General features: G+C 44.7%; 17 protein-coding genes, 1 tRNA gene and 1 riboswitch. Of the genes, 13 read left to right on the top strand and 5 right to left on the bottom strand.

From position 1 onward, the window contains the following. Positions 1 to 67 precede the first annotated feature (67 nt). From C4K46_RS07215 to C4K46_RS07200, 4 genes are all read left to right on the top strand, one after another. The gene (locus C4K46_RS07215; protein WP_338059788.1) at positions 68 to 922 is read left to right on the top strand and encodes a mechanosensitive ion channel family protein; all 855 of its coding nucleotides are present in this window, start codon (positions 68 to 70) and stop codon (positions 920 to 922) included. 26 nt (positions 923 to 948) lie between these two features. Further along, the gene (locus C4K46_RS07210; protein WP_209628225.1) at positions 949 to 1,584 is read left to right on the top strand and encodes a DUF4352 domain-containing protein; all 636 of its coding nucleotides are present in this window, start codon (positions 949 to 951) and stop codon (positions 1,582 to 1,584) included. 87 nt (positions 1,585 to 1,671) lie between these two features. Continuing rightward, positions 1,672 to 2,574 (top strand): DUF2268 domain-containing putative Zn-dependent protease, encoded by a 903-nt coding sequence (locus C4K46_RS07205; RefSeq protein WP_209628224.1) that lies wholly within the window; start codon positions 1,672 to 1,674, stop codon positions 2,572 to 2,574. Beyond that, the gene (locus C4K46_RS07200) at positions 2,571 to 3,314 is read left to right on the top strand and encodes a MerR family transcriptional regulator (protein ID WP_209628223.1); all 744 of its coding nucleotides are present in this window, start codon (positions 2,571 to 2,573) and stop codon (positions 3,312 to 3,314) included. The genes C4K46_RS07205 and C4K46_RS07200 overlap by 4 nt, the downstream gene beginning before the upstream one ends. Before the next feature lie 151 nt (positions 3,315 to 3,465). On the opposite strand, the gene C4K46_RS07195 is transcribed toward C4K46_RS07200, so the two are convergent. Together C4K46_RS07195 and gdhA are read right to left on the bottom strand one after the other, a co-directional pair. Then, positions 3,466 to 3,768 carry a bacteriocin immunity family protein gene (locus C4K46_RS07195; protein ID WP_209628222.1) on the bottom strand — a complete coding sequence of 101 codons (303 nt, stop codon included), beginning with the start codon at positions 3,766 to 3,768 and terminating at the stop codon, positions 3,466 to 3,468. 64 nt (positions 3,769 to 3,832) lie between these two features. Then, positions 3,833 to 5,179: an NADP-specific glutamate dehydrogenase gene (gdhA, locus tag C4K46_RS07190; protein ID WP_209628221.1), complete on the bottom strand. Its 1,347-nt coding sequence runs from the start codon at positions 5,177 to 5,179 to the stop codon at positions 3,833 to 3,835. A gap of 309 nt (positions 5,180 to 5,488) precedes the next feature. On the opposite strand from gdhA, the gene C4K46_RS07185 reads away from it, so the two are divergent. From C4K46_RS07185 to C4K46_RS07160, 6 genes are all read left to right on the top strand, one after another. Beyond that, the gene (locus C4K46_RS07185; RefSeq protein ID WP_209628220.1) at positions 5,489 to 6,424 is read left to right on the top strand and encodes a dihydroorotate oxidase; all 936 of its coding nucleotides are present in this window, start codon (positions 5,489 to 5,491) and stop codon (positions 6,422 to 6,424) included. A gap of 90 nt (positions 6,425 to 6,514) precedes the next feature. Beyond that, positions 6,515 to 6,616, top strand: a riboswitch (purine riboswitch). Positions 6,617 to 6,637: 21 nt separating this feature from the next. Beyond that, positions 6,638 to 7,909 carry a TRZ/ATZ family protein gene (locus C4K46_RS07180; protein WP_209628219.1) on the top strand — a complete coding sequence of 424 codons (1,272 nt, stop codon included), beginning with the start codon at positions 6,638 to 6,640 and terminating at the stop codon, positions 7,907 to 7,909. A 307-nt stretch (positions 7,910 to 8,216) separates the two neighbouring features. Then, entirely contained in the window at positions 8,217 to 9,815 is a 1,599-nt protein-coding gene (locus tag C4K46_RS07175) for an LPXTG cell wall anchor domain-containing protein (RefSeq protein ID WP_209628218.1), read from the top strand. Between the two features lie 312 nt (positions 9,816 to 10,127). Further along, positions 10,128 to 10,871, top strand: a complete 744-nt coding sequence (locus C4K46_RS07170) for a class I SAM-dependent methyltransferase (RefSeq protein ID WP_209628217.1) — start codon at positions 10,128 to 10,130, stop codon at positions 10,869 to 10,871. A 123-nt stretch (positions 10,872 to 10,994) separates the two neighbouring features. Beyond that, positions 10,995 to 11,753 (top strand): epoxyqueuosine reductase QueH, encoded by a 759-nt coding sequence (locus C4K46_RS07165; protein ID WP_209628216.1) that lies wholly within the window; start codon positions 10,995 to 10,997, stop codon positions 11,751 to 11,753. 200 nt (positions 11,754 to 11,953) lie between these two features. Then, a complete protein-coding gene (locus tag C4K46_RS07160; RefSeq protein ID WP_209628215.1) occupies positions 11,954 to 13,693 on the top strand; it encodes a glycoside hydrolase family protein in 1,740 nt (579 codons plus the stop codon). A gap of 182 nt (positions 13,694 to 13,875) precedes the next feature. Here C4K46_RS07160 and C4K46_RS07155 read toward each other — a convergent pair. Beyond that, positions 13,876 to 13,948: transfer RNA gene (locus C4K46_RS07155), tRNA-Lys, on the bottom strand. Between the two features lie 262 nt (positions 13,949 to 14,210). Further along, positions 14,211 to 15,482 carry a replication-associated recombination protein A gene (locus C4K46_RS07145; RefSeq protein WP_209628214.1) on the bottom strand — a complete coding sequence of 424 codons (1,272 nt, stop codon included), beginning with the start codon at positions 15,480 to 15,482 and terminating at the stop codon, positions 14,211 to 14,213. A 249-nt stretch (positions 15,483 to 15,731) separates the two neighbouring features. On the opposite strand from C4K46_RS07145, the gene C4K46_RS07140 reads away from it, so the two are divergent. From C4K46_RS07140 to C4K46_RS07130, 3 genes are read left to right on the top strand one after another with little or no spacing between them, the layout of a single operon-like run. Next, positions 15,732 to 16,202, top strand: a complete 471-nt coding sequence (locus tag C4K46_RS07140) for a DUF3013 family protein (protein ID WP_209628213.1) — start codon at positions 15,732 to 15,734, stop codon at positions 16,200 to 16,202. Between the two features lie 8 nt (positions 16,203 to 16,210). Then, entirely contained in the window at positions 16,211 to 17,164 is a 954-nt protein-coding gene (gene prmA, locus C4K46_RS07135) for a 50S ribosomal protein L11 methyltransferase (protein ID WP_209628212.1), read from the top strand. After that, positions 17,165 to 17,920 carry a 16S rRNA (uracil(1498)-N(3))-methyltransferase gene (locus C4K46_RS07130; protein WP_209628211.1) on the top strand — a complete coding sequence of 252 codons (756 nt, stop codon included), beginning with the start codon at positions 17,165 to 17,167 and terminating at the stop codon, positions 17,918 to 17,920. A gap of 186 nt (positions 17,921 to 18,106) precedes the next feature. Here C4K46_RS07130 and C4K46_RS07125 read toward each other — a convergent pair whose 3' ends face one another. Next, positions 18,107 to 19,315 carry an NERD domain-containing protein gene (locus tag C4K46_RS07125; protein ID WP_209628210.1) on the bottom strand — a complete coding sequence of 403 codons (1,209 nt, stop codon included), beginning with the start codon at positions 19,313 to 19,315 and terminating at the stop codon, positions 18,107 to 18,109. Between the last annotated feature and the right edge of the window lie 137 nt (positions 19,316 to 19,452).

Below are 19,452 nucleotides of genomic sequence, written 5' to 3'. Positions count from 1 at the left end.
GGGATTTCTTTTTCTCGCCAAACTGGCCGTTAACTTTTATATTTTACTAAAGAAGGAGCTAGCTTTGATTTTACTAGCAAGTAATGTTTTTCTCAGATATTTTGAACGAATTGATTGGACCAAAATCGTCGATGAACTATTTTCTAAGACCATTTCCCTGGTCTTATTGATGTTGGTTTTTTATATTGCCAAGAAATTGGTCCACCTAGCCGTCAATAAGATTATTGCACCATCTTTGAAATTATCCAATCAAGGAGCGGCCCGGCAGCGGACCATTTCGCGCCTGATTGAAAATCTGCTCAACTATGCCCTTTATTTTTTTCTCATCTACTGGCTCTTGTCCATCCTGGGTCTGCCCGTTTCCAGCCTTCTTGCTGGTGCGGGAATTGCCGGGGTAGCTATTGGGATGGGAGCCCAAGGTTTTCTTTCAGATTTGGTCAATGGCTTTTTCATTCTCCTTGAGCGTCAGCTAGATGTGGGAGATAATGTTAAGCTGACCAATGGCTCTATCAATATCGCAGGAACAGTGGTTAGTGTTGGGATTCGGACCACTCAGGTGCGTGATGCAGACGGGACCTTGCACTTCGTACCTAACCGTAACATTACTGTTGTCAGCAATCTCTCTCGTGGGAATATGCGGGTCTTGATTGATATTCCCCTCTATGCCCAGACCGATTTGGATCGGGTTTACCAGCTGATTAACCAGGTCAATCAGGAAAAGGTTAGCCAGCATCCTGAAATTCTCAAGGAACCCTCTATCCTAGGTCCTCAAAGGAACCAGCAGGGGCAATTTTCCTTTCGAGTCAGCCTGACTGTTCAGGCAGGTATGCAAACAACCATCTACCATCTCTTTTACGGTTTTTATCATGAAGCCTTACTCAAGGCCGGGATTGAACTACCGACTCTTTTCAGTCATACTTAGTTTGCCAGTTAATATAAGGAGGAATAATGGGACAAGCTATCGCCAAAGAAATTACCAGTCCAGACGGTCGCATCTATCGTCTAAAAAAGCCCCTCTACAAGCAGGGCCTCTTTTGGGCCAGTTTAATCGGCTTTGTCTTAGCCTTTATCCTGCTTCTTTTGGTCCTGGGCCTAGTCATTGTAAATGGGAGTTTATCTGAGGAAAATGCCAAGTTAGGTGGACGTTCCCAGTCTAGCCTCTATTATAATGACTACCAGCAAAAGTTAGACAGCTATCAGCTAGGGGAGAGTGTAACCTTTAAAGATGGGGCCAAGGTTACTGTCAAGTCAATCGAGACCAGCAAGCAGCGTAAGATGAGCGATGAAGCCACAGGTGAAGCAATCGTGGTTCAACTAGAGGTAGAAAATACCTCCAATCACCGCCTCTTGATTAACCCCTATGCCTTCAATCTCTATGATGAAGATGGGAGTTTCTATGTTTTGGACGGGTCAACCTTTGATAAGGCCCAAATCGGGACCAATCTAGGTCCAGCCAAGCGCATGGAGCTAGAGCTAATCTTCGATGGAGAAAATAACGATTATGATATCTATCACCTGGCCTACGACCGGGCAGAATGGAGTAAAAGAGGAGCATCTTCGACTTCTTCTGATGATAGGGATTAAAGAAGCAGAAAAAAGCTTCTTTTTTTAATCCCTTGACTATCACCTAAGGTTATAGTTTATAATAAGAGATGAAAGGAAAGTGAAACAATGAAAATAGAAATGATTCGTTCGGATAAGGCCTATCAAGACTTACTAACTCTACCGCTGGAAGAAAGGGAGCGAGTTTTCCGCGAACAGGTGCTCCAGCCTTTTAAACAAAAGTTCTATCTGCAAAAAATTCCCTTTGAGGCCAAGAAACCCGGCGGTTTTGACATCATGATGTTACTTAGCTGGATGAACCGGATGCCCAAGGATTTTACAGAGGCAGACCGAGCGGCGATTGAAGCGATTAGCTCTGACAAGCTGTGGCAGGAAAGTAAGGCTACGATTGAGAGGAGTTTTTCACTCTTTGAACAAGCAGGAATAAAACTTCCTGTTGAAGAATATATGTTTACCATTTTGCTGGGAAATCCTGCCAGTCCGATGCTTCAACTCAACAAGGGTTACAGTGGCGACGGTGGTATTCCAGGCTACATCATGGCTTCGCTCACGCCCAATGACTATACCTTACCACGCTTGCAGGCAGCTCTGGCTCATGAGTGCAACCACAATGTCCGCTTCCAGTTTATCAAGTGGGGGGAGGATACCAACCTAGCTGATTGGCTTGTGAGCGAAGGCTTGGCAGAATCTTTTGCGGCGGCCTTGTTCGGCCAAGACTTGATTGGGCCCTGGGTCAGTGAGACAAGTAGAGAGGATTTAGAGGGCTTTAAATCTCAGATTAGCCAGCATTTCTCCCTAACTGGTATGGCAAAGATGTCACCCTATCTTTATGGGGATGAAATTGCTCAGATACAAGGACAGAGGCCTGTAGGGCTGCCCTATGCAGCAGGCTATGCTTATGGCTATCATTTGGTTCAAGCCTACCTCAAAAATACAGGGAAGACAATTGTCCAAGCGACTCTTACCCCGACTCAAGAAATTTTACAGGAGACAGAAGATTTTTGGAAATGAACTATTCAGTAGCTGATTTGGTCAAGATTACAGGAATCACTAGGCGAACTTTGCACTACTATGATAAAATAGGTCTGTTATCGCCCCAGCGCAATCCGGACAATGATTATCGTTTTTACGGGCAGGAGGATTTGCTGCGCTTACAAGAAATCTTATTTTTGAAAGCGGTCGGTTTGTCCTTGGCTGAAATCAAAGATTTTTTGGAAAGGGGGCGAAGCGAGCAGCAGGAATTGCTTAAAGGTTATCAGGTGCGTTTAAAGGACAAAATTGCTTATCTGCAAAAATTGGCCTGTGGTGTAGAAAATTATTTGGACGGCCAGCCAATTCTCGAACTGGATTTAGAATTGACACGTCCTCTTAAGGAGCAGTATCAGAGTGAGGCGGAGTACCGTTTTGGTCAGACAGCGGCCTTTCAGTCTTTTAAGAAAAAGCAGGAAAATCTGAGCCTAGAGGAAAAAGACCAGCAAGGTCAGGACATAGAAAGAGAGCTATCAGCTATTTTTGAGCGACTCTACCAGCAGCGCCATTTACCGGTGTCTGCTGACAGTATCCAAGCAGAAATTGCCCAGTGGCGAACTTCTTTGGCCAAGGTTATGGAAGTAGACCAGGCAGTCTTGCAGGGGATTGCCCTCTCCTACCAAAAAGATGCCCGCTTTCACGATTATTTTGATCGCAAGTATGGAGCAGGCTTTGCCGACTATCTAAGCCAAGCGATTTACTTTTATTTGGACACTCACTGAATGCTTTTATGTTTTGCGTAGTAAATCTCTTGCAGTTAAAACTTGGATAAAAAAGTAATTCTGCCAAAAAAAGACCACTAAAAAGTGGCCCCAGATAAAAGATAGACCAGCTACTCTTGCTGGCCTATCTTTTTACTATATGCTTGAATCTCTAGAATAGGAAAGGGTTTATTAGGCCTCTAGCCAGATTTTTCTTGAATAAATCATGGCTAGCTAGGCTTAGATAAAAGTCCTTGACCCTAGGGCTCAATTTTCTTTCTTTTTGGATATTTTGTACAGCTAGTTGCCGCAAGTCCTCAACAAGCTTGGCAAGTTCTCCCTCAAAATCCTGCTTCTTATCCATGGCTTTTTTAAAGGTCAGAAAAATACGGCGTTCATTTTCTAAAATGTCAGTATCTGAGATGAGTTGGTCAATCTGTTGCAGAATGTCTTCCTCTTTAATCTTTTTAGTCATGAGCGCGCTCCTTTAAATGACGGAAAAACTCATAAATCAAAGAAATTTATGAGTTTTTGATAGTTTAAACGATTCCTTGGGCAATCATAGCGTCTGCCACATTTTCAAAGGCTGCAATATTGGCACCCGCCAAGTAGTCCTTACCGAGGTCATACTTTTCAGCAGTTGTCTTAGCAGTATTGAAGATGTTAGTCATGATACCTTGCAAGCGAGTGTCTACCTCTTCACGTGTCCATGAGAGACGGAGGCTATTTTGGCTCATTTCAAGGGCAGATACGGCTACACCACCGGCATTAGCAGCCTTGGCAGGTCCGTAGTAGACACCGTTTTCCTTGTAGACAGCGATTGCTTCAAGGTCACTTGGCATGTTGGCACCCTCAGAGACACAGAAGACTCCTTGAGCGACCAAGCGTTTAGCAGCAGCGCCATCGATTTCATTTTGAGTGGCACATGGTAGGGCAATGTCGTATTTTTCAGCGTAAGTCCAGACAGAACCTTCATGGTAAGTAGCAGTTGGCTTTTCAGCTGCATATTCGGTCAAGCGAGCGCGACGTTTTTCCTTGATATCTTGAAGGAGGTCAAAGTCAATTCCGTTTTCGTCGATGACATAACCGTTAGAGTCAGAAACAGAGATGACAGTAGCTCCTAGTTCAGTCGCTTTTTGCAGAGCGTATTGGGCAACGTTACCAGAACCAGAGACCACAACCTTCTTACCAGCAAAGCTTTCGCCATTAGCCTTGAGCATTTCTTGGGTATAGTAAACCAGACCATAACCAGTTGCTTCTGGACGGATAAGGCTTCCACCAAAACCAAGAGGCTTACCAGTCAAGACTCCAGCATCAAATTGATTGAGGCGTTTGTATTGGCCGTAGAGGTAGCCAATTTCGCGACCACCAACCCCGATATCACCAGCTGGGACGTCTTGAGAAGGGCCGATATATTTTTGCAATTCAGTCATGAAACTTTGACAGAAACGCATGACCTCAGCATCTGTCTTGCCCTTAGGATCAAAGTCAGATCCTCCTTTACCTCCACCGATAGGTAGACCAGTCAAGACATTCTTAAAGATTTGCTCGAAACCGAGGAATTTAAGGATTGATTGGTTAACGGTTGGGTGGAAACGAAGTCCGCCCTTGTAAGGACCAACTGCTGAGTTAAATTGAACCCGGTAACCACGGTTAACCTGCACCTTGCCCTCGCGGTCAACCCAAGGGACGCGGAAGGAAATCACGCGCTCAGGTTCTGTGATGCGAGCCAAGATATTTTCTTCGATGTATTCAGGGTGTTGTTCAAAGACTGGTTCGAGAGTGCTGAGAAATTCTTCAGCCGCTTGGAGGAATTCTGCTTCGTGCCCGTTACGAGCTTTTAAGGTTTCAAAAGTAGCTTGGATATATGCTTTAGCAGTTGTCATAGTGTTCTCCTTGTCAATGTTATATTTTATTACATGTGCTATTATAGCAGAAGCCTTTTAAAAAGTAAAGGGAAAAGTTGAAATTTTCTAAAAATTTGCACAACTCCTTTCATCGTCCCCAGTTAGTCCCTTTTCTAGCCAGCCTACTTTTTAAAATCATAGGCAAAAGCCTGACTTAGGACTAGCTAAGCTGGCTTGCTGGAATTTGGCTGAAAAATTTCGACCAAGTCTAGGTAAATAGTCGCTTTCAGGTCCTTTTTTTGCTAGAATGAATGTGGTTATTATTTATTCATGATTAAGGAGAAAAAGATGCCCTCAACACAAACACAAATCGCTGATTTTACTTTTGACAACTGTCTGATGAATGCGGCTGGAGTAGCCTGCATGACCATTGGTGAATTAGAAGAAGTCAAGCATTCGGCTGCCGGGACCTTTGTCACCAAGACAGCGACCCTAGAAGCTAGAGCAGGTAACCCAGAGCCCCGCTACCATAATGTGCCTTTGGGCTCTATTAACTCTATGGGCCTGCCCAACCAGGGTCTAAACTACTACCTAGACTATCTCTTGGATTTGCAAGAAAAAGAGCCTAATCGTACCTTCTTTTTATCCCTAGTCGGTATGTCACCAGATGAAACCCATCAAATCTTGCATCAGGTAGAGGAGAGTGATTTCAAGGGATTGATTGAGCTGAATCTTTCTTGCCCCAATGTTCCAGGCAAGCCTCAAATTGCCTACGACTTCGACACAACCGAGCAGCTCCTGCGCCAGGTTTTCTCCTATTTTACCAAACCCTTGGGTATCAAACTTCCTCCTTATTTTGATATTGTCCATTTCGATCAGGCGGCAGAGATTTTCAATCAATTTCCCCTGCGCTTTGTCAACTGCGTCAATTCAGTCGGCAACGGCCTTTATATCGAGGACGAAAAGGTGGTCATCAAGCCTAAGAACGGTTTTGGAGGCATTGGGGGAGAATATATCAAACCAACAGCCCTAGCCAATGTTCACGCCTTTTACCAAAGACTAAAACCAGAAATCCAAATCATCGGAACCGGTGGAGTTCTGACTGGACGCGATGCCTTTGAACATATCCTTTGTGGAGCCAGCATGGTCCAGGTCGGAACAACCCTCCAAAAAGAAGGAGTAGCCGCCTTTGAACGCATCACTAAGGAACTCCAGGCCATCATGGCTGAAAAAGGCTATGAAAGACTAGAGGACTTTCGTGGGAAGTTGCAATACCTAAATTAGGAATCTTCTTCTATTATATATAACAAAAAAGCCAGTTTTTCTGGCTTTTTTCTTTAAAAAAACTTGCATGATAGAGTCTTGCTTTGTTATAATAAGAAAAATCATTGAGAGCATATAATCCCCTTAATAGGGTAGGGGAGTTTCTACCGTCTTACCGTAAATAAGCGAGGCTTGTCCTGGAGTTATGTTGTCAAAAAGTAAAGGAGACAAAAAATGAAGGCTTATCAGCATGCCAATATTGTGACCTGTGATGAGGAATTTCATATTTATCGGGACGGCCTCTTGCTAGTAGACGGTGAGAGAATTGCCTATTGTGGGGAATTTTCTGAGGAATGGTTGGCCCGGAGTCAGGAGCAGGTGGATTGTAAGGGGGCTTGGATTATGCCTGGTTTGGTCAACTGCCACACCCATACAGCTATGACTCTCCTAAGAGGGATTCGAGATGATAGCAATCTCCATGAGTGGTTGGAGGATTATATCTGGCCAGCTGAGAGTCAATTTACGGCCCAAGAAACGACCAAGGCGGTGAAATTAGCCCTGATTGAGATGCTCCAGTCTGGGACAACTACCTTTAATGATATGTATAATCCTCAAGGGGTGGATATTGATCAGATTCATGAGCTGGTCCAAGAGTCTCAGATGCGTTGTTATTTCTCTCCTACCCTCTTTAGCTCAGACCGGGAAAGTACAGCTGAGACCCTGGGGCGGACCCGCCAGATTATTGAGAAAATCCTGGCTTATCAAGATAGTCGCTTTGGGGTCATGGTTGCTCCCCATTCTCCCTATACTTGTAGTCGAGAGCTGCTGGAAGGCAGCCGGGATTTGGCGCGTGAATTGCAGCTGATGCTCCATATCCATGTGGCGGAAACCCAGGAAGAAAATCGTCTGATTTTAGAGCGGTATGGTAAGCGACCAGTGGCCTATCTAAAGGAATTGGGCTATTTAGATGGTCCGGCTATTTTTGCCCATGGGGTCGAGCTCAATCAAGGTGAGATTGCAGACTTAGCCCAAGCCCCAGTCAGCATTGCCCACAATCCCATCAGCAACCTAAAGCTAGCCTCAGGAATTGCTCCTGTAACCGACCTCTTGGCCAGTGGTGTCAAGGTTGGTTTAGCGACCGATTCGGTTGCCTCCAATAATAATCTGGACTTGTTTGAGGAGGCAAGGACGGCAGCCCTCTTGCAGAAGATGAGAACGGGAGATGCTAGCCAGTTCAAGATTGAAGAGGTCCTCAAGATGATGACTCTGGAAGGGGCCAAGGCTCTGGGCTTGGAGCAAGAAATCGGTAGCTTGGAGGTCGGCAAGCAGGCTGACTTCCTAATGATTGACCCCAAGGCTAGGGTCCATCTCCAGCCGGTTGAAAATATGCTTTCTCACCTAGTCTATGCTGTCAAGGCTAGCGATGTGGACCAGGTCTATATTGCCGGCCAGCAGGTCCTCAAGGACGGCCAGGTTCTGACGCTAAATCTGACCAATCTAGCCTGAGTCTAGGACTAGCGAGGCCCGCCAAAGCCCTATTTATAGGCTTTTTCAGTCCTAAATATAGAGAAAACTCCCCCGAAAAGGGAGTTTTTTTCTTAGGTTTAACTCGTTTTTATATGCAAAAAAATTGGACATTTTTTAGGTAAATGTTTTGACATGCCTTTGTAAAACAAGTATAATGTTTTGTATAGGAGGGTAGTTGATTAGAAAATAGACAATAATGGTGGATGTCAGTGGATACCACTTATTATTATGCCTAGGTATTTGCGATACTTTTTCCAAAAGCCTATAGAAAACACTGGAGGAAAAAATGAAAAAATTAAGTCACTATCTTGGTTTGTTGACGATACTTTCTTCATTTCTTGTTGCCCCATTGAGTGTTGTTGCCGAGACCGAGGATAGTCAACCAGCGACTTCCCAAGTCAGCAATAGCCAAGAGAAGAGTCAAGAAAATGATAGTAGCGCCGACAGCCAATCATCAGAACCAGCACCGGTCCAAGCCGCTTCTACCGTTACAACTGGTCAAGCCAAAGAATTGAGCAATGTCATTACTCATGCCATTCTTTGGGACAAGGTAAACGGTCGTGAAGTTACGAAGAACGATGATGTTTACAAGTTATCTGCTGATGTTGACTATGCTTATCAAATGCAATTCGACTTGTCAGACTACAATGGTTCTTTTAATAATGGTGATTATTTTACAACAGAGATCAGTGCGCCAATGACGGTTGCCAGTGAAACCTTTGACTTGACCGATGCGACAACAGGAGTTGTGGTCGGTGAAGCTGCAGTTACTTCTAATGGTGCTGCACAAGGTGGATCGGTCAAAATTACCTTGAAGAATTTAGAAGAGTACTTGGCTAAAAAAGGTGGCCAAGAGGTCTCTGGTATTAAGGGAACTTTCTATGCTCAAGTTCGTTCAAGTAAGACCAACGGTGTAACCACAACCACAGTTACCAACGTCAAAAATGTGGGTACCAAAGAAATTAAGATTCAAGTAGATGCTAGGAAGCGGTCAAAACGTTCGCTAGATCCAGGAATCGGTGAAGAAAATTTCTATAAGTATGCCAACGTTGCTACTGAAAAGCACTATGACTCAGCAGCTCTCGGTCAAAGCGGTGATTACGTTCACCCATGGCGGGCTCGGGTCAATGCTTCTAAAAAATACTACGACTCTTTGGTTATTCACGATGTGATTGCTAGCCAAAGTGCTACAACAAAGTTTATTCCGGAAAATATCGAGGTCTTCTCTTCAGAAGAAGGATATAACCGGGACAATGAGTTGGAAAATCGTCAAAGAATGAGAGAAGGACGCGACTATACAGTCACTTTCAACGACTCTTATACAGAGATGACCATTACACTCATCAAACCAGGCAGTCGGGCCTACTATATCAACTACGATACAACAGCTCCGCTGGACGGTTCTGAAATTGCTAATACTATGGATGTAAAAGGGGACGAAAAAGCATTACCAGTTACAGAATCAAATGAAGAGACAACAAGTCGCTTCACAATCAACAGCTTCTTAACGGCTGGTGGAACCATTGACCTCAATACAAGAAGGGCTACAACTCCTATTGGGCCAGGAACACCACCAAGCTCATCAGACAACCAAAACTCATCAAGCTCAAGTTCTGATAATAACTCTAGCTCCAACACAAGCTCAAGCTCATCTCAAGCCCTAGCACCTGGCGATCAGTCTGGTTCAAACCAGCAAGATCAAAATGGTGGTAATGTTAAACTTAACCTAGGAAATCAAGCAGGAGATAGCAGAGAGCAGGCTGCTGGATCTAAGAGGGTTCTACCAAATACCGGAGAACAAATCAGTATGACCTTGGTCTTGCTTGGTCTTGTTCTGATGGGAGGAGTAGGATTCTACTTTTACCGTAAAAAAGCACATCATTAATCATCATAACCCTCTTTACTAGATAGACTGGAAATTTTCCAGTCTATTTTTTATGACTTGGCCTTGGCTAGAGGGTTACAACTTCTCCTAATCAAGATAGGAGCTGTCCTGATGGTCTGTTTATAAGGCTTGGCTTAGAGTAGGTTTGTCTGTTGCACCTTTCCGTTACTTATTTCTTTTTCCACTTGCCGGCTGATTTTGACCACTTGCTAGAGCTAGTTAGCCGCTTGCTGAAAAGGTCTTGTTTTGTCGGGACAACTTGCTATAATAGAGAAAAAGGCCACTTGAGGGCCAGATAAGAAGGAGAAAAAGATGAAAGCAGAAATTCAAACAAAATTAAAAGCCGCCGCTCAAGCAAGTATTAAGGAGGAGAAAAAAGGGATTTTATCCTATATGAATCCTGCCTATCTGGCTGGAGACAATCAAAAATATATGACCATGTATAATAAGCTAGCTCCCTGGTACGATTTTGGGGAAAAGTGGATTGGTCGGATAAAATACGGTCGTTCGATTGAGGAGATGCGGGCCTATCTGATGAGTCAGCTAGAATGGAAGGACCAAGTCTCCGTTCTCTATGTATCAATTGGGACAGGGGCGGACCTCCATTTTCTTCCTCAAACAGTCGATATAGCTTCTCTGGATTTGGTTGGTCTAGATATTTCCCTGGGGATGCTGGAAAAATGCCACAAGACCTGGGCGAAAAAGACCAATTTGACCCTGGTCCATGCCTGTGCCGAAGATCTACCGTTTGCTGATAATACTTTTGATATTGTCCTCCATGTAGGCGGAATTAACTTCTTTTCTGACCGCCAAAAGGCCTTGGAGGAGATGATTCGAGTGGCCAAGCCTGGGACCAAGCTCCTAGTAGCGGATGAAACAGCGGATTATGTGGATAGTCAATACAAGAAGAATGTCCTATCCAAGCAATATTTTGAGGATGCAAGTTTCAATCTCAAGGAATTGGAGGAGTTGCTACCGGCAGAAGTGATTGATAAGAAGCTGGAGTTTATCTGGGAAAATCGTTTTTATGCCCTTACTTTCAGAAAGCCTCTTTAGTAGGGAGGATTTAGTCCTTTGCTTTTACCTGGTAGGAGTTTGAGAAATCAATAAAAATTTAACGAAACATTTGTATTTTAGGTCCTTCTGTGCTATGCTAGAGCTAGGAAGGGAGGGAGTGCTATGATTGATTTGGCAGAACTAGTAAGTCGGCTCAATCCCCAGCAGAAGGTCAACTACGATCGCCTACTAGAAAAGATGATTAAGTCCTGGCAGGAGGAAAAATACCGACCCAGTATCTTGCTCCATACCTGCTGCGCCCCTTGTTTGACCTATAGTCTCTCATATCTCAGCCAATATGCAGATGTGACGGTTTATTTCGCTAATCCTAATATTCATCCCAAGGCTGAGTATCAGCGTCGGGCCCTAGTGACCCAGCGGTTTATCAGGGACTTTAATGGAACCAGCCCCTATCAGGTCCAGTATATAGAAGCCCCCTATGAGCCAGAAAAATTCTTTAGCTTGGTCCATGGTTGGGAGCAGGAAGAAGAAGGGGGCAGGCGGTGCCAGCTTTGTTTTCATTATCGTTTAGAGCAAACAGCTAGCCTGGCCTTGGATTTGGGCTTTGATTATTTCGCCAGTGTTCTGACGCTCAGCCCCCATAAGGATGCCCAGCTCATCAATCGGCTTGGTCTAGAGATTCAAGAGCTCTACCAGACCCGCTATCTGCCCAGTGATTTTAAGAAAAGGCAGGGCTATCAGCGCTCGATTGAACTCTGCAAAGACTATGACATTTATCGTCAGTGCTATTGCGGTTGTATTTTTGGGGCGCGTGATCAGGGAGTCAATCTAGCCCAGATTAAAAGAGATGCCCAGGCCTTTCTCAAGGAGCAGGAGGGGCAGACAGACTTTCCAGACATCCAGTTTAAACTCATTCATTAGCTAGCAAAAGAGGCTGGGACAGGTGTCGCCAGCCTTTAAAATTGTTTAGGTTTAGCCTGTCTTTAGCATTGATTTTTACCTTCCTCTAGTTTTGGCTTAGAAATCTTTATTTTTATCAAGAAAAATAGTAAAAATACAGACAAAAATAAGCATTCTGTCCATTTTTTTGTTAGAATATAGGAGGAAGAAGGTGAACAATAATGACAAGGAAAAAATATATTTTTCTGACAGCCCTGGCTAGCGGCTTGTTGGCTAGCCATTTATTAGGCCCAGCTCAATCAGCCTTGGGCAACACGGTAAGCGAACAGCAAAGACAAGGCCTAGTAGCTAAGTATCATTTGACTACAGCTGATAGCTGGTCCAATGACCTCCAGACTATCGTTTGGAATGAGGCGGGTCGCTATTATGATATTTATTTTTTGCATTCGGCTGATGGGGCAGATGAGCCGTTTGGCGACCAAGGCCAGGACTGGTATCATACAACAACAACAGATTTTATCCACTTTACAGAGCAAAATTCAGCTGTTTCTAGTCATGGTGGGGATGACAAGGAAGGCTGGAAGTCAGCTTGGACCGGGGGAGTGATTGAAAACAAGGGACAGATAAAGGGGGCAGCAGTCGGTGAGAAGGTTGCCTATATTTCAGGCCTGCGCAAGGATAATGGGAAGCAGGCTATCTGGGCTCTAGCTTCAAAAGATGGGGGGCGGACTTTTAGTCAGGTCCTCAATAACGGCAAACCCTTACTAGATGGAGATTGGAGCTGGGCTAGTCCCAACCATATCGATGAGCGAGATCCCTATGTCTTTAGCTGGAATAATAAACTTTATATGTATGTAGCTGAAGGTGATGTCCTAGGAGTTTATCAATCAGAAAATGGGATTGACTGGAGCAAGGCTGATCCAGCAGGTAAGTCTAAGGTTGAAGCATCTACCTTCTTTAAAGGTCGCTCTTGGCAAGGCAATGACCCGGTTGAGTGCCCAGTTCTAAAAACCATGACCCTGCCTAACGGTCAGACCAAACAGGTCCTCTTTTTTGGAGCCAAGGACGCTAGAAGTGGTGAAACAACAGGTACCTACTATACGGTTGGCCACATGGATGGCAACGGCCTCTTTGTAGCTGAAAGAGATGTCAAACGTTTGGATCAGGGTTCAGACTACTATGGTGCCAACTTTACAGGCAGCATGGACTTGGGTCAAAGCAACTCAGAGCTTATTTCCATGGGTTGGGTTGGAAATTGGAACTATAGCGCCAATGGTGTTCATGCCGATTCAGAAGCAAGCGGCTCTTATATTGAGCGTTTGGGCTCCTATAGTCTGGCTAGACGTTTAACCTTGGATGCCGATTGGACGATTAGACAAAACTTTATCTATGAAGCTGGACTTGGAGCTAGTGAAACCTTTACAAATATTAGTAAAGATAGGCCCAAGTCAGTTGAGGGTAAGACTTGGGTAGACCGCAAGGATACCAATGGCAATGTCTACGGTCTTTATGATTTACCTAACCAAGCGGTTAACAAGATCTATAAATTGCGCTTTTCAAGTAAGGAAGGGAACTATATCGGCCGAATTTACTTTGACATCTGGCAGGGCAAGGACTATGTCTTCTTTAACTATGATCCTTCAAACGGCATGTACAATGTTAAGCAATATGCAGGGGAACTAGACCGCGGAATCAATGGCGAATTTGGTTCATCCTACTATTATGATGGTTTGTTGGGACATGGCAATGGTTACTTGGCCCAATCAGGCTTGCAGGACCAAAAGGAAATCGAATTGCTGGTCTTCACCGATAAGACCTCTATCGAATTTGTCTTTCCAAATGGCCAAAGCTATACAGTCGCCCGCTATTCAAATTCAGATCAACAGGACTTTAAGGTCTTTACCGAGGATCCCCACAACCGCAACCAGTTGGATATGACAGTAACAGAAATGAAACCATAAGAAGGCCCCCTTGGCAAGTGAATGCCAAGGGGGTTACTTTTCTGGCTAAAGAGTTTTCTAGCAACCAGACTAAGATATTGTTTGAGGATTCCTTCAAAAATATGAATGAAAAACTGGCGGGCAAAGTATAAATAACAAGCAAAAAAGCCTATTGGAATAGGCTTTTTAGAGGTTTTTATAAATGCCCCCTGCAGGGATCGAACCTGCGACCCACGGATTAAGAGTCCGCTGCTCTGCCAGCTGAGCTAAGGAGGCAATAGAAAAAGCTGTATTGGTGCCGGACCCTCACGATTTGTATTGAACCCGCGCAATTAAGCAGGTGGGCAACTCGCTCTAACTGAAGCTGTTTCCGCGCGATACGGCCTACATGCTGTTAGAAGTCTTTTGTTTCCCTAGTAATACAAAAAATAGTCGGTCAACACTTAAGTGTGAAGTCGAACACCACAGCGTTTCTATAATTATAATACCATAATTTGAAAAAATTTCAAGAGAAAAATTTGATTTTTTGCAAACGATGTCACATTTTTTTCAAATGTTCAATTTTTTCCTGGGTATTTGCCAGGGCTCTTTCATATTTTCCGGTTTCATTTGGCTTGAAATAATTGGCGTTTTTGAGCTTGTCGGGTAGGTAGTCCTGCTTGACCCATTTTTCTGGATAATTGTGGGGGTAGAGATAGTCCTGGGCATTGCCCAGCTCCTTACTGCCGGCATAATGGCCATCTCGGAGGTGTCTAGGAATGGGCAAGTTACCGCTTTTTCTTAAATCGGCTAGCGCCGCATCCATGGCTAGATAGGCAGAGTTGGACTTGGGAGAGAGGGCCAAGTCAATCACGATATTGGCAATCAGGATGCGGGCTTCTGGGAAACCAATTTTTTGTGCCGCGTCTAGGGCTGCTAGAGTGTGCATTTGGGCCTCAGGATTGGCCAGACCGATGTCCTCGTAGGCGATGACGGTCAAGCGCCTAGCCAGACTAGGAAGGTCTCCGGCCTCAATCAAGCGGGCCGCATAATGGAGGCTGGCATTGACATCAGAGCCCCGAATGGACTTTTGCAGGGCAGAGAGAACATCGTAATGGCTGTCTCCGTCCTTATCCATACTAATATAGCTTTTTTGTAGGCTGTTTTCCATGATGTCGAGGGTGATGTGGCGGCTCCCCTCGTCATCTGCTGGAGTTGACAGGACCGCTAAATCTAAGGAATTAAAGGCTGAGCGCAAGTCACCATTGGTTGAGTTAGCGATGAAGTCCAGGGCCTCCGCGTCCAGCTCGACAGGAAAGTCAAAGCCCCGTTTAGAATCAGCCAGGGCAGTTTCAAGGGCTGCCTTGATGTCCTGATTGGTCAGGGGCTCAAGCTCGAAAATCTGTACTCGACTGCGAATAGCTGGGGTAACAGAAAAGAAAGGATTTTCAGTGGTTGCCCCAATCATGACAATCAGCCCATTTTCCAGAAGCGGTAGGAGGAAGTCTTGCTTGGTCTTGTCCAGGCGGTGAATTTCATCTAGTAGTAAGATGAGACCGCCAGAAAATTTAGCCTCTTCAGCGATTTCTTGCAGCCGTTTTTTGGAGTCGACGGTGGCATTGAAGGTCCGAAAGGCATACTTGGTGGTTCCAGCGATAGCAGAGGCAATAGAAGTTTTGCCAATACCTGGCGGCCCGTATAAAATCATGGATGAAAGGCGATTGGCTTCAACCATGCGGCGGATAATTTTTCCTGGACCGACCAGGTGTTCTTGGCCGATTACTTGTTCAATCGTTTGTGGCCGCATGCGCAGGGCCAGGCTGTCTAACATAGGGGCTCCTTTTCTAGCAGTTCTTTCCAGGCTAAACCTTGCCTCCTGCTTGCTTTTTGTGATACACTGTTAAGAGATAAGAGGACTAAGAGGCTCTCCTCCTTTTTAACTATAACTGGCTAGGTTTTTGCTCATTTAGATGAGTATCCCTTGCTTTTTGAGTTTCTAGCAGTTTGGATGGGAGTTTTTAGTAGGCCTTTAGTCATGGTCTATCTTTTATTCTAACATATTTTAAGGCAGGACAGTAGTGTGGGAAAATACGGTTTTTTAGATGTTTTGGACCAGGAGCTGAGTCAGAATTTTCCATTTGACTATGAGATTAACTGGGATAAGAAAAATCATGCGGTACAGGTCGCTTTTTTATTGGAAGTGGAGAATCAAGCAGGAATTGAGTTGACAGATGAGACAGGCACTCAATCAGCAGAGGATATTCTTTTTGAGGAAGCAGTCATTTTTTATAATCCGGCCAAGTCTCGTTTTAAGAGCGAGGATTATTTAACGGCGGTGGCCTACGAGCCTAAAAAGGGGCTGTCTGGTGAATTTTTGGCTTACTTTGTCGACTTTTTGGCTCAGACAGCAGAGGCTGGACTGGATGCCTTGATTGATTTTTTAGCAGACCCAGAAGCCCAGGATTTTGAAATAGTCTGGAATGAAGTGGTTTTTGAAGCAGGTAAGGAAAAGTTGCAGGAAACAACTTTTTATCCTTACCCTAGGTACTAGGAGGAAATATGGATACATGGCAGGAATTGACCGTTGAGGTCAAACGCGAGGCGCAAGAAGCCGTTAGTAATATCTTAATTGAGACGGGTAGTCAAGGGGTGGCCATTGATGATAGTGCCGATTATCTCAATCGTGAGAATTGGTATGGGGAAGTCTTGCCCCAGGTCTTGCAGGAAGAAAGGGTTCTTATCAGGGCCTACTATCCCGATACCATGGATATTGAGCTCATTAAAAAAGAAATCCAGCAAAGGATTCAGGAACTTGGCCAGTTTGGTTTTGATACAGAAGCGATTGCTCTTTCCAGTCAGGCCTTGGCTGAGGAGGATTGGGCAGATAGTTGGAAGCAATATTATGAGCCAACTCGGATTAGTCATGATTTAACCATTGTCCCTTCTTGGACCGACTATGAGCCAGGCCCTGGCGAAAAGATTATCAAACTTGATCCCGGAATGGCCTTTGGTACCGGGACTCACCCGACAACTAAGATGAGCCTCTTTGCCCTGGAGCAGGTCCTGCGTGGCGGTGAAAGGGTACTTGATGTGGGAACGGGAAGCGGTGTTCTCTCTATTGCTAGCTCGCTCCTCGGTGCTAAGGAGATTTATGCCTATGATTTAGATGAAGTAGCGGTGCGCGTGGCCAAGGAAAATATCCAACTCAATGCCAATATGGACAATATCAAGGTGACAACAGGTGACCTACTGCGCGGTGTCAAGCAGCAAGCCCAGGTCATCGTTGCCAATATTCTGGCGGATATCTTGCTTGAGCTGACCGAGGATGCCTACCGTTTGTTAGATGATGAAGGCTATCTGATTATGAGCGGGATTATTGCGGACAAGTGGTCTCAGGTCAAAGAGGCTGCTGAAAAGGCTGGTTTTTTCTTGGAGACTCAGATGATTCAGGGAGAATGGATTGCCTGTATTTTCAAAAAGACTGAGGATGTTTCAGGGGTTATAGGTGGTTAGATGCAGCAGTATTTTATAAAGGGGCCGGCCCAATCGCCTGTGACAGTGGAGGATAAGGACACTCTTAAACACATGTTTTCAGTCCTGCGCCTGCTTGAGGGAGACCAGGTCTTACTGGTTTTTGATGATGGAATCAAGCGCTTAGCCCGAGTCTTGGATAGGGAGGCCCATCAGTTTGAGCTTTTGGAGGAGCTGGATGATTGGCTAGAATTGCCCTTGCAGGTGACCATTGCTTCAGGCTTTCCCAAGGGAGATAAACTAGAATTTATCAGCCAGAAAGCAACGGAGTTAGGCGCTCACAAGATTTGGGCCTTTCCGGCAGACTGGTCGGTTGTCAAGTGGGATAGGAAAAAGCTGCTTAAGAAAGCCGATAAACTAAGTAAGATTGCCCTAGGGGCTGCTGAGCAAAGCAAGCGAAATTTGATTCCTGAAATCGAGTTATTCGAGCAAAAGACCGATTTTCTGTCCCGTTTAGGTGATTTTGACTGTGTCTTGGTGGCTTATGAAGAGTCGGCCAAAGCTGGCGAAACTAAAAGCCTAGTCCAAAGAGTGCAGCAGCTAGAAGCCGGTCAGAAGGTCTTATTTATCTTTGGTCCAGAAGGAGGCCTTTCCCCAGCCGAGATTGAAACTTTTGAAAACTTAGGAGCCCAGACAGTTGGTCTAGGCCCTAGAATTCTGCGAACAGAAACGGCTCCGCTTTATGCCTTGTCAGCCATTTCTGTCTTAAAAGAGTTACTTGTAAGCGATAAGGCATAAGTTCTCTGTATATTAGAAGAACTGCTTTTGGGGAGCATGCGTGCTCCCGTTTTAAAAGTCCAAAAATTTACTAGTCGTGAGATTAAAAAAACGCCTAAAATCACTATTTGACCCACCCCATAAATAAACTTTGGGACGGGGCTTGCTAGTGATTTTAGGTGTTTTTTGTGAGGGAAGGGATAAGAACTAATCCTGAACTGGTAGGTCTTCCTTGTACCAGCACTTGGGAAAGTTTGAACATCCTAAGAATTGTTGGCCGGCCTTGGCTCCCTTATTAGCTGTTCGTAGGATGAGTTGGCCTTGGCAACGAGGGCAGTTTCTTTCCTGCCCTTCCTTGTTTTCCTCTTCTTGCTGGGCTTGTTGTCGGGCTTGTTCTCGCTCAAAAGCCTCTTCTTGTTCGAGACTGGCCTTTAGTAGGGCGACAAGGTCCGGGACTTCTGGCTTTTCTTCTGCCGGGGGCGCAGGGTTTTCTTCTTCTCTTATTTCCTTGTCTATCTGGTCCGACTTCTCCAAGACAGGAGTTTGAGAGGAACTGTCAAGCTCACTTTTCATTTGTGGAGGAGTGGCGGGAGTTGATTGAGCTTGGGCTATTTCTTCCTTAGAGATAGGTTTTTCTAGGGGGCTAATAGGCTCAATAGGCTCTAGTTTTCTGTATTCTTCACTTTTTACCTTGGTCCGAACCTGCTGAATATGTTCTTGTTTCAGTTTTTCAGGTCTTTGGGTTAGGGGACGGAGGCTCCGGTAGAGACGGTCTATTTCTTGGGGAGTTAAAAGCCTTCCTCTTGTTTTTGCTGCCTCGATTTGCATTGAAAGGGAGTGGAGCAAATCTTCCCTCTTAATGACTTGGTGTTGATTGGATTTTAATGAAATTTGTTTTAGGCTAGCCCGGTTGCCAAAGACGATATAGGAATAGACGTCAGGGCAGTTCTCGGCCAAGTAATATTGCAGGGCTTTGATATGCACCTTATTTTGTATAATGGGATTAAAGAAGCTTTGTTTTGATACGCCACCTCTACCCTTGGAGAGGGTTTGGGTCCACTTCTTTTGGTACTCACTCCCAAAAATCCAGCCGCTATAATTTTTTGATTCAAAAACATAGATACCGCTTGGGTGAAGGAGGAGCAGGTCCATTTCAGTAATATCTCCATTTTCTTTGATGAAATAGAGATTTCTTAAAATTTTAAAGTAGCCTTCTAATTTTAATAAGTCTTGATAAATCTCTTCTTCTCCTTGCCGGCCTTTGACTATATGGGGGGCGGTAGGAGAGTTTTTGACCTGTTGGGAGGGACTAGAGGGGTGGTTGCTAGGGCTCCCTTTTTCTTTAAAATATTTTAAAGAGACCCTTAAGGCAAGGAGTAGTAGTAAAAAAACCACGGTCATTTCTACTGTTGTCATTTTTCTTCTCCATAAACGATTCTTTTTTCTTCTCTAGTATAGCATAGGATAGGCCTATTTTTAGATAAATTGGACAAAAAATATAAAATGTCCAAAAATATCTGCTGGATAAGCTTTTTTAAATATTCTTTTGAGAC

The sequence above is a fragment of the Streptococcus oricebi genome, assembly GCF_017883985.1.
Lineage (GTDB): Bacteria > Bacillota > Bacilli > Lactobacillales > Streptococcaceae > Streptococcus > Streptococcus oricebi.
Note: the sequence above shows the minus strand (reverse complement) of the source record. Positions and strands in the feature narration are given on the sequence as shown.

Excerpts from the sequence above, each read along its gene's own strand:
- C4K46_RS07210 (WP_209628225.1), top strand. The coding sequence starts at position 949 with ATGGGACAAGCTATCGCCAAAGAAATTACCAGTCCAGACGGTCGCATC.
- C4K46_RS07205 (WP_209628224.1), top strand. The coding sequence starts at position 1,672 with ATGAAAATAGAAATGATTCGTTCGGATAAGGCCTATCAAGACTTACTA.
- C4K46_RS07200 (WP_209628223.1), top strand. The coding sequence starts at position 2,571 with ATGAACTATTCAGTAGCTGATTTGGTCAAGATTACAGGAATCACTAGG.
- C4K46_RS07195 (WP_209628222.1), bottom strand. The coding sequence starts at position 3,768 with ATGACTAAAAAGATTAAAGAGGAAGACATTCTGCAACAGATTGACCAA.
- gdhA (WP_209628221.1), bottom strand. The coding sequence starts at position 5,179 with ATGACAACTGCTAAAGCATATATCCAAGCTACTTTTGAAACCTTAAAA.
- C4K46_RS07185 (WP_209628220.1), top strand. The coding sequence starts at position 5,489 with ATGCCCTCAACACAAACACAAATCGCTGATTTTACTTTTGACAACTGT.
- C4K46_RS07180 (WP_209628219.1), top strand. The coding sequence starts at position 6,638 with ATGAAGGCTTATCAGCATGCCAATATTGTGACCTGTGATGAGGAATTT.
- C4K46_RS07175 (WP_209628218.1), top strand. The coding sequence starts at position 8,217 with ATGAAAAAATTAAGTCACTATCTTGGTTTGTTGACGATACTTTCTTCA.
- C4K46_RS07170 (WP_209628217.1), top strand. The coding sequence starts at position 10,128 with ATGAAAGCAGAAATTCAAACAAAATTAAAAGCCGCCGCTCAAGCAAGT.
- C4K46_RS07165 (WP_209628216.1), top strand. The coding sequence starts at position 10,995 with ATGATTGATTTGGCAGAACTAGTAAGTCGGCTCAATCCCCAGCAGAAG.
- C4K46_RS07160 (WP_209628215.1), top strand. The coding sequence starts at position 11,954 with ATGACAAGGAAAAAATATATTTTTCTGACAGCCCTGGCTAGCGGCTTG.
- C4K46_RS07145 (WP_209628214.1), bottom strand. The coding sequence starts at position 15,482 with ATGTTAGACAGCCTGGCCCTGCGCATGCGGCCACAAACGATTGAACAA.
- prmA (WP_209628212.1), top strand. The coding sequence starts at position 16,211 with ATGGATACATGGCAGGAATTGACCGTTGAGGTCAAACGCGAGGCGCAA.
- C4K46_RS07130 (WP_209628211.1), top strand. The coding sequence starts at position 17,165 with ATGCAGCAGTATTTTATAAAGGGGCCGGCCCAATCGCCTGTGACAGTG.
- C4K46_RS07125 (WP_209628210.1), bottom strand. The coding sequence starts at position 19,315 with ATGACAACAGTAGAAATGACCGTGGTTTTTTTACTACTACTCCTTGCC.